Annotated in this window: 13 protein-coding genes; 6 read left to right on the top strand and 7 right to left on the bottom strand. The window is 34.3% G+C overall.

The window, feature by feature from the left end:
* Positions 1-12: 12 nt before the first annotated feature.
* From RB619_RS13170 to RB619_RS13190, 5 genes are all read right to left on the bottom strand, one after another.
* Positions 13-2,001, bottom strand: coding sequence for a glycoside hydrolase family 2 protein (locus tag RB619_RS13170; RefSeq protein ID WP_308098117.1), 1,989 nt, complete (start codon positions 1,999-2,001; stop codon positions 13-15).
* 418 nt (positions 2,002-2,419) lie between these two features.
* Entirely contained in the window at positions 2,420-3,937 is a 1,518-nt protein-coding gene (locus RB619_RS13175) for a SusD/RagB family nutrient-binding outer membrane lipoprotein (protein WP_308098119.1), read from the bottom strand.
* Between the two features lie 16 nt (positions 3,938-3,953).
* On the bottom strand, positions 3,954-7,043 hold the full coding sequence (locus RB619_RS13180) for a SusC/RagA family TonB-linked outer membrane protein (protein WP_308098120.1): 3,090 nt from the start codon (positions 7,041-7,043) through the stop codon (positions 3,954-3,956).
* A gap of 293 nt (positions 7,044-7,336) precedes the next feature.
* Positions 7,337-8,347 (bottom strand): LacI family DNA-binding transcriptional regulator, encoded by a 1,011-nt coding sequence (locus RB619_RS13185; protein WP_308098121.1) that lies wholly within the window; start codon positions 8,345-8,347, stop codon positions 7,337-7,339.
* 300 nt (positions 8,348-8,647) lie between these two features.
* The gene (locus tag RB619_RS13190) at positions 8,648-9,874 is read right to left on the bottom strand and encodes a PQQ-dependent sugar dehydrogenase (RefSeq protein WP_308098122.1); all 1,227 of its coding nucleotides are present in this window, start codon (positions 9,872-9,874) and stop codon (positions 8,648-8,650) included.
* A 217-nt stretch (positions 9,875-10,091) separates the two neighbouring features.
* On the opposite strand from RB619_RS13190, the gene RB619_RS13195 reads away from it, so the two are divergent.
* Positions 10,092-10,985: a dienelactone hydrolase family protein gene (locus tag RB619_RS13195; protein WP_308098123.1), complete on the top strand. Its 894-nt coding sequence runs from the start codon at positions 10,092-10,094 to the stop codon at positions 10,983-10,985.
* Positions 10,986-11,033: 48 nt separating this feature from the next.
* A complete protein-coding gene (locus RB619_RS13200) occupies positions 11,034-12,443 on the top strand; it encodes a PLP-dependent aminotransferase family protein (RefSeq protein ID WP_308098124.1) in 1,410 nt (469 codons plus the stop codon).
* Positions 12,444-12,500: 57 nt separating this feature from the next.
* Here the strand turns inward: RB619_RS13200 and RB619_RS13205 are convergent, their stop codons facing one another.
* Complete coding sequence (locus tag RB619_RS13205) at positions 12,501-12,764, bottom strand: DUF2024 family protein (protein WP_308098125.1); 264 nt, start codon at positions 12,762-12,764, stop codon at positions 12,501-12,503.
* Between the two features lie 197 nt (positions 12,765-12,961).
* Between RB619_RS13205 and RB619_RS13210 the strand changes: the two genes are divergently transcribed.
* From RB619_RS13210 to RB619_RS13225, 4 genes are all read left to right on the top strand, one after another.
* On the top strand, positions 12,962-13,693 hold the full coding sequence (locus RB619_RS13210) for a YggS family pyridoxal phosphate-dependent enzyme (protein ID WP_308098126.1): 732 nt from the start codon (positions 12,962-12,964) through the stop codon (positions 13,691-13,693).
* Positions 13,694-13,722: 29 nt separating this feature from the next.
* Positions 13,723-14,439, top strand: coding sequence for an ATP-binding protein (locus RB619_RS13215; RefSeq protein WP_308098127.1), 717 nt, complete (start codon positions 13,723-13,725; stop codon positions 14,437-14,439).
* A gap of 175 nt (positions 14,440-14,614) precedes the next feature.
* Positions 14,615-16,813 carry a sensor histidine kinase gene (locus tag RB619_RS13220; protein ID WP_308098129.1) on the top strand — a complete coding sequence of 733 codons (2,199 nt, stop codon included), beginning with the start codon at positions 14,615-14,617 and terminating at the stop codon, positions 16,811-16,813.
* Between the two features lie 21 nt (positions 16,814-16,834).
* Positions 16,835-17,476: a response regulator transcription factor gene (locus RB619_RS13225; protein ID WP_308098130.1), complete on the top strand. Its 642-nt coding sequence runs from the start codon at positions 16,835-16,837 to the stop codon at positions 17,474-17,476.
* A 183-nt stretch (positions 17,477-17,659) separates the two neighbouring features.
* On the opposite strand, the gene RB619_RS13230 is transcribed toward RB619_RS13225, so the two are convergent.
* Positions 17,660-18,577 (bottom strand): type IX secretion system membrane protein PorP/SprF, encoded by a 918-nt coding sequence (locus tag RB619_RS13230; RefSeq protein WP_308098132.1) that lies wholly within the window; start codon positions 18,575-18,577, stop codon positions 17,660-17,662.
* Between the last annotated feature and the right edge of the window lie 2 nt (positions 18,578-18,579).

Raw genomic sequence — 18,579 nt, forward strand, 5'->3', positions numbered from 1 at the left:
TAACTTAGAACCTTAGTACCTTTGTAAAACCTCATAAAGAGAATAAACCTTCAAAACTGGTTTCTCCATATTTCCTTCAAAAGTGATTGTTTTTTGTTCTCCGGGTTTTAAATCGAAATAATTATCGCTCCATTTTCCTGTGTAGCCTTTTATGGAAACATTTACATATTTAGCCAACTTTGAAGCTTTTAAAACTATTTTATTTCCTTTTATTTCCCAAGTGATTTTTGGGTCTTCCAATTTTAAATTAATCGGGCGCGTTAAATCTATTTCTGGTGTTTTATCATCTCTGTAGGCTTCTTTCATAGCGTACCAAGCCGCTTTTGGCTGACGATCATAATAATCGGTTACGCTCCAGCTTGCTACCGGCCAGCAATCATTAAGCTGCCAAACTAAAGTTCCCATATTATAAGGCGCTTTTGAACGATGAATTCCGATAATATTTTTCAGCGAATAATATTGCAAACATTGTGTGAGGTAGGTATAATCCTCGACATTCATCTTTTTTATTTTGGTCGAATCGATAAAATAACGATTCAAATACGAATCTAATTTCATGAATCCTTTACCCGCTTTTTGATGTGCTTCTAAAATATCCGAATATAAATATCGGTCTTCTGGCAAAGTAATTCTTTCCATTGAAGAATAATTTGGCATTGCCTGCATTCCGTATTCACTCACAAAACGACCAGTTTTTTTCTGAACCGCCTCGACATCTTCTAATCCCCACCAAGTTCCCCAATAATGGCTGTCGCCTTCTGTTAGACTTTCAGGTCTTGACCAGTGAAATCGTGGCGAAGAACTAATATACGGACGTTTATTATCGACTTCTTTTACCCATTTTGGAATACTGTCTTGAAACAAACGAACATAATCTTTCCATAAACGAATCGAATCTTGTTTGGACATGTTCATGCTTTTTTGCCATCCCCAGTTTTTAAAAGCTTCGTCGGCTTCGTTGTTACCACACCACAAAACAATACTTTTATGATGACGAAGGCGCTTTACCTGATACTGAACTTCTTTTTTTACATTGTCAAAAAAGGCATCATCTCCTGGTACCATTGTTCCGGCGAACATAAAATCCTGCCAAACATAAATTCCGTTTTTATCACATAAATCATAGAAATAATCATCTTCATAAATTCCGCCTCCCCAAACACGAAGCATATTCATGTTGGCATCTTTAGCCATGCCAATTACTTTTTCATATTCTTTTTTAGTTACTCTTGAAAGAAAAGCATCTGACGGAATATAATTGGCACCTTTCATGTAAACAGGCTTTCCATCAATTTTAAAAAAGAAAGTTTTTCCGAGATCGTCCGGCTGTTGTACCAATTCAATTTTTCGATCCAAAACATACGGTTTCTCAGGAGTTTTTTCGTCGTAAACTTCTAAACGAGGCGTTTTCCAGATACCACAAGTGGTGAATTTTGGTCCCCAATCCCATCCAAAATGATATTGTGCTTTACGTACATAAGCACGAGGATTGTCCGGAATTACAAAAGGAAGATCTTTTTTTGCCAAAGAATCCACAACATTTTGTGCCGATTTAAATATGACAACCAAATCATTATTTCCAGATTTCAAAAGTTTTTTAACATCAACTCGCCATTGACGAAACATATTATCTGCCTTTAAAATCAATTGATTATTCAGATAAACTGTTGCGTACGTATCTAATCCGTCAAAAACTAATTCGGCGTTTTTCTTTTTTAAAAGTGTTGGCGAAACCTGAAAAGTGGTTTTGTATTCCCAATCTTTTTTCTCAATCCAAACCAGTTTTTTTTCATTGTCTCTATAAAATGGATCTGGAATTGTTTTATTGTTCAACAAATCAGTATGGACTTCACCAGGAACTGTTGCTGGAAACCATTTTGTTGTTTTGGTTTCGCGAAATTGCCAATCTGTTTTTATATTTATATTTTGGGCATTGGCAACAAATGAAAAACTTGCTGCACAAATGCCCAAACACCAATAAACTCTCTTTAAATGTTTCATTTTTACTGAATACTAAATTATTATCGAATCAAATTGATCGCCGGCAGAGCAAGAAGTGCAATCGACCGCAATTGCGCTTCTCTTTTAGGTTTGCATTTTAGAATAAAAGTAACTAACAAAAATATCCAGAAACAATTTCCCTTTTTACGGCTGCCAAGCTTAGTTTATTTTAGATTTCTGATTTCAGATTCATAACTCTTAAAATCTTGATCATTCAATTATATTCTTTTGAAAATAATCTCATCTTTTTCAGCAAACTTTTATCGTCTGCGAAAAAAATGATTTTTAAAACTGGAGAATAAACGAATGATAAAACTCTTCTAATTTAATGAAAATCAAAATAGAAATAAAAAAATAAGCCGGGAGGTACAGGTATTCCTACCCGGCTTAATTCAACTAACTAACCAATATTTAAAAACTATTGCTTATCCCACCAAATTCTGGTTGTCATTAAATCCAAACCTTGGCGCGAAATTGCTTCTTTATAATTTGCAGCGTTTGTAATTAATTCTGATTGATCATAAATTAATCTTCTCGGAATTGTTCCTTTAGTTTCTCCAGTAGGATCATTTACAGGAACTAAAACAGGAAATCCAGTTCTTCTGTATTCAGAAAATGCTTCAAAACCATTAAATAATAATACAATCCATTTTTGAGTAATAATCTGCTCGATTTTTTGTGCTTCAGTTCCGGCAGCTTTAAACGGATTTGCCGTTATGTAAGTGTTATATTCAGCAAGTGAAACAGCAGGTACTTTGTCTCCAAAAATTACCAAAACTTCCATTGCCGCTCGCACTCCATCTTCATATAATTTTTGAGCTGTTCCGCCAACATTCCAGCCTTTTACTGCTGCTTCTGCCAAGATGAATTTTACTTCGGCATATGACATAATCAAAGTTGGAGCATCTAAACGCAATACTGTAGAAGTATTTGGATCTGAAAACAGTTTTTTGTCTCCTCCAGGAAATTCTTTCGCATCATTTGCAAGACCTTGTTGACTAGCAGGATTATTATTTCCAGTCGCTTCCAATTTTGCATAAATTCTCAAACGAGGATCATTTGTGTTTTTCAATAAATCAATAAAGGTTTTGCTGTATTTTGTATTTGCATCTCCTCCATTCAAATCATTTCTAACCCAAGATGACGTAATTGGATTTGTTTTAACTCCTTGTGGTCCTGCATCATGTTTTAAAACAAGGCTGTCATCATTTGAAGTAAAAACACCTTTTGCAACTGCTTTTTCAACATACTGTTTTGCTTTTGCAGGGTTAACTTTAGACAAACGCATTGCTACTCTTAACATTAAAGAGTTTGCAAGTTTTTTCCATTTTGCAACATCACTTTGGTAGTACAAATCGGCGTTGCCTACAAATGGTTTGTTCGCGTCTAATGCATCTCCAGCTTCATCTAATTCTTTTAAAAGGTCATTGTAGATAGCTTCTTGCGTGTCATATTTTGGGGCAAAAACATTTCCATTATATCCTTTTCCAGCTTCAAAATAAGGAATTTCACCGTAAGTATCTGTCAATTTTTGGAACAAGAAAACCTTCATGATTCGGCATGCCTGAGTTGCATTTGAGTTTTCTGGCGCATCTTTTATAACCGACATCAATTGAAAAATCTGGTTCAGTCCTTTTCCATATGATTCTCCAAAAAGAGAACCTGAATACTCAGAAGAATAAGTGTATTTAGAACCTGGTCCTCCTAATGAAGAAAAGTGCTGTACAATTTGAGCTGCATAAGCATTGTTTCCTCTTGTGTTTGAGTAATCCTGACCATCAACATAAATTTCAGCAAGTGTGAACATTGATTTTACAGCCGGATCAGTCAAAGCATTTGGATTCGTATTCATTTCTTCGAATCCTTTATCGCAACCAGTTAATGTCATTGCACTAACAATTGCGACACAAAATATTTTTATATATCTATTTTTCATCTTTCAATTTTTATGATTAGAATTTGACATTAAGCGTTAAGCCATAATTTCTTGTCAAAGGCATAGAAGCTCTTTCAAGACCTTGAGCATTACTGTTAGAGTAGTTAGACTCAGGATCGATGTTAGGCACTTTGTCATAAATTGTCCATAAGTTATGAGCAGAAAATGCTAAACTGATAGATTGAAATGGTGTTTTTTGCAAATATGTTTTTGGGAAATTGTAAGCAAAAGAAATCGCTCTAAGCTTAACAAAATCAGCATCGTAAACAACATTTGATGTTACATCACTGTAGCTTCTCCAGTAATCGTAAGCCGAAACTGTTGTATTTACAGCATTTCCATTCACATCTTTACCGCTTACTGCAATTCCTCCTTCACGTCCTGGAAGTGTGATTTCTGATAATCCGTAACGAGTTCCTAACTGATTTGTAGCCGAATAGATTTCGCCTCCAAATTTCGCATCAACAAAAACAGAAAGTGTAAAGTTTTTATAAGAGAAATCATTTGAAAGTCCCATTGAAGTTGGCGCAACACCTTGACCAGCAATGATTAGATTTCCTCTCATGAATTTACCATTTGTATCAAGAACAATGTTTCCGCTTGCATCTCTTAAATAATCATATGCTTTGATTACTCCAAAAGGTTGTCCTTTTTCTAAAACTACAGATGCTCTAGAATCTCTGTTTCCTTCTAATGATTTTGTTGTGATTTTATCAGAAAGACTAATTACTTCACTGTCGTTGTAAGCAAAATTATATCCAACACTCCAAGAGAAACTTGGTGTTTTCACTGCTTTTACATTCACAGCAAACTCCACCCCTTTGTTCAAGATTTCTCCAACATTGATTTTTGTTGTTCTGTAACCAGAAGCCTGAGAAATATCGGCATCAGCAATATCGTTTGTTGTTCTTTTTTGGTAAAAAGTCAAATCTGTACTTAATCTGTTATTGAAGAAAGTATTCTCAAAACCAAATTCGATTGTACTTACATTATAAGGTTTCAGGAATTTGTTTGGAACTGTTTCTCCGTTAACACCTAAAATTGGTTGTCCTTGAGAATCTGTTTGTCCGTCTGGCGCAGTATATGTCAATGACAACGCATAAGCATCTGGCAATGCACCTCCTACGTTACCCCAACCTGCTCTGAATTTACCGTAAGACATCCATTCTGGCAAATCAATAACTTCAGAATAAATAAAACTTGAACTTACAGATGGATAAAATGTACTATTGTTTGATGGGTCTAAAGTTGAAAACCAATCTTCACGACCAGTTAAACTTACATATAAGAAATCTTTGTATCCAATATCAGCTGAATAGAAAAGAGAGTTTACTTCACTTTCAGAAAACAATTTTTCTGTTTTATCTGGCTGTGTATTTCCGTAGAAATATTTGAACGGAACAATAAAATTATTCCCTTTCATTTTAATACCGCTATATCTGTTGTGTTGACGGTTTGCTCCAATGAAAGCATCTAAAGAAAGATTTTTTGCGATATCGCCTTTGTATCCTAAATAACCAGAAGCATTGTACTCAGTACGTCCTTCTACTCTGTTTTCATAAGATCCACCTGGATTGTAGTTTATTCCAGTAGGCTCAATTTCAGTATATTCATAATTAATATCATCAATACCAATAACACCTTTAGCATAAATTTTTTCTGTAATGTTATAATTTACTTTTGCAGAACCAATGAAACGCTTTCTAAGATCATCATTTAAAGGTTCTTGAGTTGCAAAATATGGGTTTGTATGATAGGTGTTTGCACCAAAATAATCTGCCTCACCTCCATTTTCGTCATAACCATTACTTATCCATCTAATATCTGTACCCGGAGTCATAAAAGTAGTTGGGAAAGAAGGATTTCTAGGAGAATCATTCAAATAAGGTCTGTTATGACTTTTCTCTGTAATATATTGAGCGTTTGTCTCTACACTAATTTTTTTATTTGGAGCCGAATTCAAACTTAATGCCACGTTGTTTCTTGCGAAATTTGTTCCCGGCATAATAGACTCATCTTTAGTATTTCCGAAAGATAATCTGAAATTAGTTGTTTCATTTCCTCCAGAAACTGCTAAAGTATTGCTGAAAGAATATCCGTTTCTGTAAAAATTTTCAACGTTGTCTTTTCCGTATGCTTGGTACGGTCTTGTTTTTCCGTCAAGCGAAAGAGAAGGCGTTCCGTCATATTTATCTCCCCATGCAAAATAGTAAGAATCTCTAAGTTCTTGCAAATCGCTGAATCGTGTAGCAACCCCATTTACAGGTGCTCCCGCTCCATATTGATCTTGCCAATGCAAAAGACTTGCCGGTGTATTAAAAGTAGAGTTTGTACTGAAATCTACTCCTAAACCTGTTCCGTTTTTACCTTTTTTGGTCGTAATCAAGATAACACCATTTGATCCTCTGTATCCATAAAGAGCAGAAGCAGCACTACCTTTTAATACCGACATCGAAGCGATATCATCTGGATTGAATGAAGACATTCCGTCTCCTTTATCAGCTCCACCCCACATATTCGCGTTTCCTTGCTGGCTGTTGTCAATTGGAATACCATCAACAACATACAAAGGCTGGTTTAATCCTGAAGCCGAAGTTGCTCCACGAATTACCACACGACTCGAGCCAGACGGACCAGTAACCGGAGCAGAAACGTTAACCCCAGCAATTTTGCCTTGAAGTGCATTTCCTAAATTAATCTCTTTATTTTTTGTAAGCTCGTCACCTTTCAGTTCTCCAACTGCGTAACCTAAAGCTTTCTTTTGTTTTTTAACTCCAAATGAAGTTACTACTACATCTTTTAATTCTTGTGCATTTTCGATTAATACAACCGAAACTCTGTTTTCGTTTTCCTGAAGCACTACTGATTTTGATACAAAACCGATAGAAGATACATTAAGTGTAACTTTACCTTCTGGAACATTCATTTTAAATCTCCCTTCAGCATCAGTAACTGCGCTAAATGGTTTTCCTTGAACCTCAATGGATGCAGCAACAATTCCCTTGTTCTCTGCATCAGCAACTATGCCTGTTATTAATCGGTTTTGCGCCACAGCTCCCAGACTGCTTAACAATACCATTCCTAACACTGCTAAAATTCGTTTCATAAGCATTTTTTTTGGTTATTTGTTTTGATTTTTGTTTGTTTTAACGTGATTGTTTTTTTAAAATAATTAGTAATAAATTCGAACTCAATTGTAATATGGCACTTAAAGATCTCCACCTTTAAATACTATGCTTCATAATTTTTTGCTACTCTCCAAAAAATCAATATTCTCTATCTAAAAAATAAATTCTACTTCTATTTATTTTTCTAAAATTTTACTAAAACGATTTAGTAAAGTGGGTAAAAAAAAACGTAACGTTTTCTTTCCTTTTTTCTTCATTATCAATCTTATAACTAAACTGATTCTCTAATAATCAAGTTTCCTTTTTTTAGACTTTTTTCAACCTTAAATGTTTCCATATCGGTCATTTGGCTCATCAACAATTGTATCGATTTAATTGCAATATCCTCAATTGGTTGTGCAATAACAGTAATTGTTGGCGTGTGCAGTTTAAAACTGTCATGATCATCAAAACTAATTACCGAAATATCTTCAGGAATACTAATTCCCATTCCTCTAAAGGCCTGAAGACCCGCAAGTCCCATATAATTCGCTAAAAATAAGACCGCATCAATATTTGGATTTATCTGAAAAAAATTCACAATCGCAGTTATTCTAGTTTCTTCATTGCTGTGGTAATCAATATGAAGAACAAGATCTTCATTGTAAATTCCGTTTTCTTTCAAAGCATCTCTGTAACCATCTTCCCTTAATTTCATCTGAACCATTTCAGACGTATTATTGACAACAGCAATGTTTTTACAGCCTTTGTTAATCAAGAATTTTGTTGCCGAATTTGATGCTTCGTAATTATCCATTACCACATGACTCACGCGCTGTCCAGGAAAATACCTATCAATTAATACAACCGGTTTTTTCAGTTTTAAAAGAAGATCAATTTTCTCTTCTAAATTTTGAGTTGGTGTAATTATAAAACCGTCAACATTGGCTTGCAATAAACTATGAATCAATTCTTCTGATCGATCATCATCATCACCCGTACTGCAATAGAAAACCCTGTAATCAATATTTTTAGCTTCATCTTCAATCACACGCGCTAAATCAGAAAAAAACTGATTCGAAATATCTTCTACTATAAGTCCAATTGATCTTGTTTTCCCGGTTCTTAAACTGGTGGCGATCATACTTGGCCTATAATTCAAACTTTCAGCAACGTCCTGAACTTTTTTAATAACCGCCGCACTAATTCCCATTTTCTCGCCTTTTCCATTAATCACAAAAGATACTGTCGATATCGAAACCTCGGCTTCTGTAGCAATATCTTTAATAGTAATTTTTTTCATTTAGCGGGTTAATTTTTTATTAAGCTGTTATTAATTATGTCACAAATATATATTAAAAACAATTACTAAAACGATTTTGTAAATATTTTTTTGAACAAATCATTTTTTTAGAGTTAATATTAAACAATATCCTCAGTAATTACAGGTGTTTGGCTAGAAATTAATTATTTAAAGCTTGCTTTTTCAGCCAAATTTCTGCTAAAACTACTTTATTTTAGGAAACAGAAATATTTTCTTTGCTATTTAAATTGCAAAAAAAAAAGCCGTTGAGTTTTGATTCTCAACGGCTTTTTGAAGTTCTTATTTCTTGTCAATTTTATAGAGTCGGCCTTGATCGGTAACGGCATAAAGTGCGCCATCACTTCCTTGTGTAATATCCCTGAAACGTTGACCTTCAGAAGCTAAAAGCCTTTCTTCTCCAACAACTTTATTATTTTCAATGGCTAATCTAACAATATGCATGCCGCTTAAAGCTCCAATGAATAAATTGTTTTCCCATTCTGGAACACGATTGCCTGTATAAAATGTCATTCCACTTGGCGAAACCACTGGATCCCAATAATAAACTGGTTGCTCTAGTCCACTTTGTTGTTGAATTCCTGCGCCTACCTTTTCGCCGCTGTACTCAATTCCGTATGTAATTGTTGGCCAGCCAAAATTTGCGCCAGCTTTTAATCTGTTGATTTCATCACCTCCTCGAGGACCATGTTCACTTTCCCAAATTTCTCCTGTAACTGGATGAAGTGCCAATCCTTGAGGATTTCTATGACCAATAGAATATAATTCTGCCAATGCTCCACTTCCTGTAAAAACAGGATTCCCAGATGCAGGCTGACCTTCTTTTGTCAATCGTACTACTTTTCCAAGACCAGAAGAAACAGATTGTGCCAAAGGTCTAGTTTCTAAAACCGAACGTTCACCAGTACTTACAACAAGATTTCCTGTTTTATCAAAAAGAATTCGGCCTCCATAATGAAGGTTGCTTGGATTTGCAGGTTTTGCACGATAAATTACTGTTGCTCCTTCAATGTTTTTTTCGTCTGCAGAAAGTTTTCCTTTGGCTACAGCCGTATTATTTCCGCCTGTTGTGGCTTCTGCAAAAACCCAATAAATCATTTTATTTGTTGCATATTCAGGATCAAGACATAATCCTAGCAAACCGCCTTGCCCTGAAGCATTCACAGCAGGAATTCCGGTAATTGGACTACTAACAACTCCAGCGGTAGTCACAATTCGCATTTGTCCTGCTTTTTCAGTAACTAAAAGTCGGCCGTCAGGAAGTGTTTTCACACCCCACGGGCTTGCCAAAGCACTTGTAATCACAACACCTTCAAAACTAGTATTTGTTTTAACGCCGTTAATACGGGTTTGGCCTTCAAATGCAGGCTTGTATGCACTATTTGGAGCATTTGTTTCTACTGGATCAGTTACTGTTCCAGGATCCGCTGGCGAATCTTTGTCATTGGAACAACTAAAAGACATTAAAAGTAAAGCAGAAAATGCGAGAAAGCAGGTTGTATTTTTCATCTTATTTGATTATTTAAAATTTAAAAAATAGTTTGGGTTATTGTAATCAAAGTTCAGAAATTAGAATTGGGTTGAATTACATAATTTCTTTTAGAACTTACAGAATTACATATTATAACGCTGAAAATGTGCAATGTATTTTAAGAACACAGATAAATTCAAATGATTTTACAACTAATCGTTTTATTTTCTAAATTAGATCTAAAATTTAAAAGCTATGGACAAAATTACCAAAGAAGATATAAGTCAGGAAGTATTTGATTTGTATGATGATTATGCACACAATAAAATTGACCGCCGAATATTTATTGAAAAATTATCCATTTTTGCCGTTGGAACCTTGACACTTCCATCGCTTTTAAGTTTTATGACGCCAAATTATGTTGACAGTATTTTGGTTCAACCGACAGATCCAAGATTAAAAACAGGCTACATCAATTATGATTCTCCAAAAGGTGGCGGAAGCATTAAAGGTCTGTTATCACAGCCATCAGATAGTAAAAAGAAACTGCCGGGAATAATTGTTGTCCATGAAAACCGAGGCCTAAATCCTTATATTGAAGATGTTGGACGAAGAGCTGCTGTTGAAGGTTTCATTACGCTTGCACCAGATGCACTATCTCCTCTTGGCGGTTATCCAGGCAATGATGACGCAGGAAGAGAGCTTCAAAAAAAACGTACCCGTGAAGAAATGCTCGAAGATTTTATCGCTGCTTATGAATATTTAAAATCACATAAAGACTGCAACGGCTATGTAGGCGTTGTTGGGTTTTGTTTTGGTGGCTGGATTGCAAATATGATGGCCGTAAAAATACCAAGTTTGTCGGCTGCGGTTCCTTATTATGGCGGACAGCCAACCAAAGAAGAAGCCGAAAAAATCACAACTCCTTTACTGCTGCATTACGCGGGTCTTGATACACGAGTAAATGAGGGCTGGCCAGCTTTTGAAGAAGTACTTACAAAAAATAAAGTTGAAAATACTGCCTATTTTTATCCCGGAGTAAATCATGGTTTTCATAACAATACAACTCCTAGATACGACGAAGCGGCTGCAACTTTATCTTGGACAAGAACAATTGATTTTTTCAAATTAAAACTGAAAAAGAAGTAAATTTGGACTGCTTTTTTAATCCTTTTTTAATTAAAACCGCTGGTCCAGATGTTACGTCCTTGGCAATTCGAAATTCAATTAGACAAAAAATCAGATAAAGCACTTTATCTGCAAATTGCTGATGCGATTATAAGCGCCATACAATCTGGAAATTTAAGCGCTGGCAACGCTTTACCCGGAAGTCGGAAACTTGCGGAATTATTGAATGTAAATCGAAATACGGTTGTTGAAGCTTTAGATGTTTTAATTGCCGAAGGCTGGCTCGTATCAATAGACAGAAAAGGTACTTTTATTGCCGAAGTACAAACTAATATATCTTCTGCAAAACCAGAAAAAAAAGCGAATATAAACAAAGAGGAACTCAAGCCTCATCTCGCTTTTGATGACGGACTTCCGGATAGCCGTCTGGCTCCCATGAACGATTTAGCACGCGCCTATAGAGAAATATTCAATAGAAAATCACGCTGGCAAATAATGGGTTACAGCAATGAACTCGGTGATATCGAATTTAGAAAAGCAATTGTTCAAATGCTGAATTTTAAAAGAGGACTTAATATTTCATCAGATCAAATTTGCATAACACGAGGAAGCCAAATGGCAATGTATCTCACTTCGCATTGTCTTTTTTCAAAAGGAGATTTTGTTATGGTCGAAAATCCTGGCTATAAACCCGCTTGGGAAACTTTTGAAAATGCAGGTGCTACTTTGCTCCCAGTAAATGTGGAAAACGACGGCCTGGCCATTGATGAAGTAGAAAACTATCTCAAAAAATACAAGTCAATAAAAGCAATTTACGTTACGCCTCACCACCAGTTTCCTACTACAGTTACGATGAGTTTGAAGAAACGGTTAAAGCTTGTTGAATTATCGAATCAATATGGTTTTACTATTATTGAAGATGATTATGATAATGAATTTCATTTTGGACAACGCCCTATTCTGCCCATTTCAAGCTACGGCAACGTTCAAAATTTCGTTTATATTGGTACGCTGAGCAAAATTGTCGCGCCGGCATTGCGTATTGGTTATCTCGCCACTTCTATCACAAATATCGAAAAAGTAGCCAAACACCGAAAAATAATTGATGTTCAAGGCGATAACATCATGGAAGAAGCTGTTTTAAATCTCATTAATGAAGGTCAAATCAAACGACATCTTAAAAAAGCGAATCTCATTTATAAATCTAAAAGAGATTTTTTTGAAAAGCTTTGTAAGCAGTATCTCGAAGATAAAATTACCTATACAAAACCTGAAGGCGGACTAGCTTATTGGATTGTTCCAAAGTCAGAAATTGACTTGCAGGAAGTTTGCGAAAATTTACTGCAGAAAGGAATCAAGATAATGAGTCCAGAAAAATTCAGTTTCAAAACTCCTGTTTCTGGTTTACGACTTGGTTATGCTTCGCTTACAGAAAAGCAAATGGAAGAAGGCATTATTGCGCTTTCTAAACTTTTATAATTAATAGTATAAAGACTGAAATCCCCACATTTACAGCCTTTATACCTTTAAAATTAGTTAATTGCAGTTTTCCATTTCAATAATAGAAAAACCGTTTTCTCTAATCTGATTTTCAATTTCAATTGGAGCTTTATCAATATGGCAAAAATTACATTCTTTTGATGTTAAAGGCTGTCCTTCCTGTGCAACTGATTTAAGATAGGTTCTTCCAAATTCAAAAACCTGTTCAGCATCATCCGTATTTTCATCAACCAAAATATCAAAATGCATAATTTTACCGTCTTTTCGGGTTACATAAGTATCCCACACTGCTACTTTCATAATTGTATGTTTTAAACTTTTTTTTATTACTTTTTAATACTGCAAATTTATTGTGGCTTTCAGTTTTGCAGCTCATCCAGTTTTTTGATTTATATGTGATTACTGGTCCAGCTGCTACTTGCAGTTAATAACTGGACTATTCATAATAACAAAAACTGGATCTTTTCCCTGAACCAGTTAATTGTAATTTTGTACTTATGAAAGAGGATATTATTTTTAATTTGAAACAGGTTCACGATCGTATCGAAAATGCCTGCAAACTTTCTGGCAGAAACTCGGCAGATGTGAAACTTTTATTAGCAACCAAAACCGTCTCAGCAGAAAAAATCAAGATTGCAATTGAGACTGGCGAAAATCTGATTGGTGAAAACAAAATGCAGGAACTTCGCGATAAAGATTATGATTTAAAAAATCTCAACATAGAGCGCCATTTTATTGGTCATTTACAAACTAATAAAATCAAAGATGTTTTAAAATATGCTACTTGCATTCAATCAATTGATCGTCTTACTCTTGCTGAAGAATTAGACAAACAATTGAAAAAGGAAGGCCGAAAACTTGATATTTATATCCAGGTTAATACTTCTTTTGAAGAAAGCAAATTTGGTCTTCCTCCCTCTGAAGTGATTTCTTTTATAAATAAAATAAAACACTATGATTCATTGAATATTAAAGGTTTAATGACGATTGGTTTGTTAGATGTTGAAAAAGAAAAAATGAGACCTTCCCTCCGATTATTGCGAGAAATTCGAGATGAAATTTATGGTGCAAAAATAGAAGGAATCAATGATTTGAAACTTTCTATGGGAATGTCGCAGGACTTAGAATTGGCTATAGCCGAAGGTTCAAACTTAGTTAGAATAGGAACTTCGATCTTTGGAAATCGATTTTTAGGGAAAGAAATTTGGAACGAAAATATTGCAGAATAAACTTTAATTTTGCAGCAAATAATTTTCAGATGAATCTACACGAGCTTATCATACACGACACCGAAAAAATTGCGATTGAAAATCTTTTTTTCAGCGAAGAAAACAAAGCTGTTTTAGAGCAGACGATCAAAGAGCATAAATATATTGAGGAATTAAAAAAATACAATCTTCCGGTTGACAATAAAATTTTGCTTCACGGTCATTCTGGCTGTGGCAAAACGACTACCGCAAAAGCGATCGCAACTGCTTTGAACAAAGAAATTATCATTGTAAACCTCAGCACGATTATCAATGCCAAAATTGGAGAAACTTCTAAAAACGTGAAAGCCCTTTTTGACAAAGCAGCGAGAGAAAATGCCGTTTTGTTTTTAGATGAATTTGACCAAATTGCCAAAAGCCGTGAAAATGACGATAAAGATGTTGCCGAAATGAAACGTCTTGTCAATACCATTATTCAATTAATCGATTATTATCCAACGAATTCGCTGTTGATTTGTGCAACTAATTTTTTCAATAGTATAGATACAGCTTTACTGCGAAGATTTCAAATTAAACTTAAATTTGAAATGCCTGATAAAAATCAATTAGATCTTTACTACGATAATATTTTAAATTCGTTCCCGATTCATTTGCAAGACATTGCAAGAAAATATAACCTTTCTTACGCTGAAGCAAAAGATTATGTGCACACGACAATGAAAGGATTGATTATTGCCGAATTAGAATTACAGCAAAAACAATTTTAGATTGTAAGCTGTTGTAATTATATCACAATTTAACCCAAAAAATTGAATTAAAACCAAGACATTTTCATCATTTTGTAGTACTTTTAACCGCTAATTGCAAATTTTACAATTTCTTTTAAATCCCAAATTTACAAGACTTTAACCTTGCTCTTTTATCAGAGCACAAATTAAAATTATGGCAGTTTATTTTAAAAGACTTTACATCTTGATGTTCTTGTTTATTTCCTTTTCTGCGCTGGCTCAGCTTGAAAATGGAAAGAAGAAACTCGTACATAAAAATACTGTCGTTAGCCCAGAAGAAAAAGCGATTAAAGATTTGTATGCTTTATACAATAAAGGCGACGAAAAAAAAGCGTACCGCAAAGCGCATTCACTATTAAAAAATCCTGCGAATAACCGCTCGACAGCCTGCGCCGATTTACTTTTGGCTTATTATTTCAATAAAAGAGCACTTGTCGATTCTTCGCTTTATTACACCAGACAGGCTTTAAAATTTAATACTACTGTAAATGATTCGCTAAAAAACAGGCTTTTTGGACTGAGTTATAATTTAATGGCAATCAATTACAAAAAACGTGGTTTATTAGAAGAAAGCAAAAAATGGCATATTAAAGGAATTGAAGTTTCTCAAAAATACAACGAAAAAAATCTGTATTACACGCACACGCACGGTTTAGCAAAAACATACAGCGATCTAGGCGATTATAAAAAAGCACTTGAACTCTTTAAAAAATGTCTGGAATATAAAGAAGATGAAGAAATTATTCTAGGAAGCTATATCAATATTGGTGATATTTATTCGGAGTTGAAAGAATATGACAATGCGAATTCGTATTACAAAAAAGGAAAAACACTCTGCGAAAAAACCAATAATAATCAAGGTCGAGCAATTATTTTGCTTGGTTTAGGTGCTAATTATCAACTGCAAAACAAACCGGACGAAGCGTTAAAAATGTACCAAGAAGCAATTGTGATCGCTGATAAAAGTGAACTAAATCAAATTGCAGTAATTGCCCGAGGTAATATTGCTGACATTTATATTGATCAAAAAAAATATAACGAAGCCAAACTTATCTTTTCTGAAGGAATCCAAAAAGCAACTCAATTTGGTTTTCTGCAGGATCAAATTCATTTTTATGATGAACTTCGAAAAATTGCAGTTGCTCAAGAGGATTATAAAAATGCTTATACATATTTAGGAAAATCAAATCAGATTAAGGATTCTATTAATAAACTTCAGAAAATAAAAGAGATTAACGAGCTCGAAATCAAATACAATACATCTGAAAAAGAAAAAGCCATAAAGCTTTTGGAGTTTGAAAATGAAACTAAAAAACTAAGTCTTGCCAATCAGGCCGAAGCGATAAAAAATATGAGTCTTCGCGAGGAGATTACGAAGAAAATAAACGAGAATACGATTTTGGGTTTTCAGAATTCAGAAGACAAAAAACGCAATGAAATTTCGCTTCTCAAAAAAGACAAACAAGTAAAAACGCTCGAAATTTCGCAACAAAAGAAAAACAGAGCTTTTACAATTTTAGCCTTTTTGATTATTCTTGTTCCAATTGCTTGGGTTTTATTTCAGTACAGAAGCCGTTTAAAAAATCAGCGTTTACTGAATGCAAAGCAAATTGAAATCAGTACACAAAGAATCAGCGGTATTCTAAAAGATCAGGAATTAAAATTAATAAAAGCCTCAATAAGCGGTCAGGATAAAGAGCGCGAACGCATCTCGCAGGAACTTCATGACAGCATTGGCGGTAATCTTGCAGCGATAAAACTGCAACTGAATAATTTAAATAAATCAAACTTAAATACGGTTGAAAACCTCAGCGCACAACTTGATGAAACGTATCAGCAAGTTCGGAATTTAGCGCATAATCTGATTCCGAAGAAATTCAGCAATCATAAATTCTGTGAGGTTTTAGAATCGTATTTGAAAAATATCAGTGAAGCCAGCAAAATTGAAATAGCATTTACAACATATCCTAAATCTGCAATAAATGAAATGGATGAAACGGTCCAAATTGAAACTTTTAAAATTGTTCAGGAACTTTTGACTAATACTATAAAACATGCAAGAGCGACAAAAATAGAAGTACAATTGAACCTCATCGAAAATTATTTAAACATTTTATTTGAAGATAACGGCGTTGGTTTTAATGTTGAAAATTATGCTCCTGGCATCGGAATTATTAATTTAGAAGCCCGAATTGAGAAACTGAACGGCACTTTTGCTTTAGATTCAAAACCAAAAAGAGGAACAATTGCAAATATTGAAATTCCGGTTTTAGAGGAATCAATTAAGAAGAAATCTGTTGTTCAGGGAATTCAAATAAAAAATCAGCTGGACCAATTGAACAGCCGATTTTAACCCCATAATAATGCTACCAAAATGAAAAAAATAAACCTGCTGATTGCCGATGATCATACGATGTTTCTACAAGGAATTGTTTCTTTATTGGAACAAGAAACCGAAATCAACATTATTGGAAAGGCTGTAAACGGAATTGAAGCTTTGGAAATTATAAAAGCCAAAAATCCTGATTTAGTAATTCTTGATATCAGTATGCCAGAAATGGACGGAATTGAACTCAGCAAAATTCTGAAAAAAGATTTTCCTGAAGTAAAAATTTTAGTAGTCAGCACGCACAGCAATGTCAAGATTATTTCAAGATTAATCCGAATTGGCGTGAACGGTTATTTGCTGAAAAATGCTGAAAAATCAGAATTATTGAAAGCGATTCATACAATTGCTTCGGGTGAAAATTATTTTTCGGAAGAAACAGAGGAAAAACATTTGGCGAATCATTTAAAAATTGAAAAACAAGTTTCTATTTTAACTGAACTGAGTTCACGTGAAAAAGAGATTTTAGTATTGATTGCACACGAATACAATACTGCCGAAATTGCTGAGAAAACTTTTATTAGCTTGAATACCGTAAATACGCATCGTCGAAATTTACTTTCAAAACTAAATGCAAAAAATACAGCCGGACTTGTAAAATATGCGGTTGAAAATGGTTTGGTGGATTAATTTTTAAATTGTTATTTTTTTATTAACCACAAAGTTTTGTCCTTTCGACGAAGGAGAAATCACACACGAAACTCGCCAAAGATTGTCGACATTCTTTACGGAAATACTAGTGTGATTTCTCATTTCAGTCGAAATGACAATATTGCCCTTAAGATGATTCTTTACGAGCACAACGATTTAATTCTATTCAAATCCATTCCCAAATCTATAATTCAAAACAAGACCGAATGTATCTGGAATTACCACATTTTCAAATGATTTATTATACGTGCAAATCACTCTGAATTTTTCACTTAAATGAAAACCTGCTAGAAAATTTACAGTATTTGAAGAACGGTAACCGCCTCCAAATTCCAGTTTATTTTTATAATTGATCAAGATATTAAAATCGGCTTGAAAAGGTGCGCCTTCAACATATTTAAGCAATACACTTGGGTTTATAAGTACTTCTTCAAATCGGTTGGTGAAAAATCGATAACCAAAATAACTGTAATACACATTCTGCAAATTGGTATTATTTTTTGAATTGAAAGTGCTGCTTAACACATTTGGTACCGAAACTCCGAAGTAAATAGCATCTTTATTATACAAAAAACCAAGTCCGACAGTAGGCGTAAAACTATGAACGTTTTCCTGAAATTCGGGATCATTTTCTAAACCCAATTGCGTCAGATTTTCATTGTAGATCATTGCTCCTGCAGAAATTCCGAAGGAAATCACATTTGGGTCGTACGCCCACCATTTTCCATATTTATAATCAGAATCAAATTTAATTTTATAGGAATACGAAGTAAAAAAAGAAGTCGTATTTGTCACCCCAATCTGATCGTGAGATATTCCTGCCGCCAAACCTACTTTTTCCGTCCACGACAATGTATTGACCGAAATATCGAAATTCTTCGGACTTCCGTCAACTGAATTAAAATAACCATTCGTTGTCATCACAATATCAGTATCTGGATAATAACCTGCATGTGCCGGATTTATTAAAACCGCATTGTAATTATAACTTGAAAACACGGGAGTCTGTTGACCGTAAGCGCCATCTATAAATATAATTATGATTACTAATGCAACTAATGCATTCAATTTATTTTTCATGA

It is taken from the genome of Flavobacterium sp. LHD-80 (assembly GCF_030929605.1).
Classification (GTDB): Bacteria; Bacteroidota; Bacteroidia; order Flavobacteriales; family Flavobacteriaceae; genus Flavobacterium.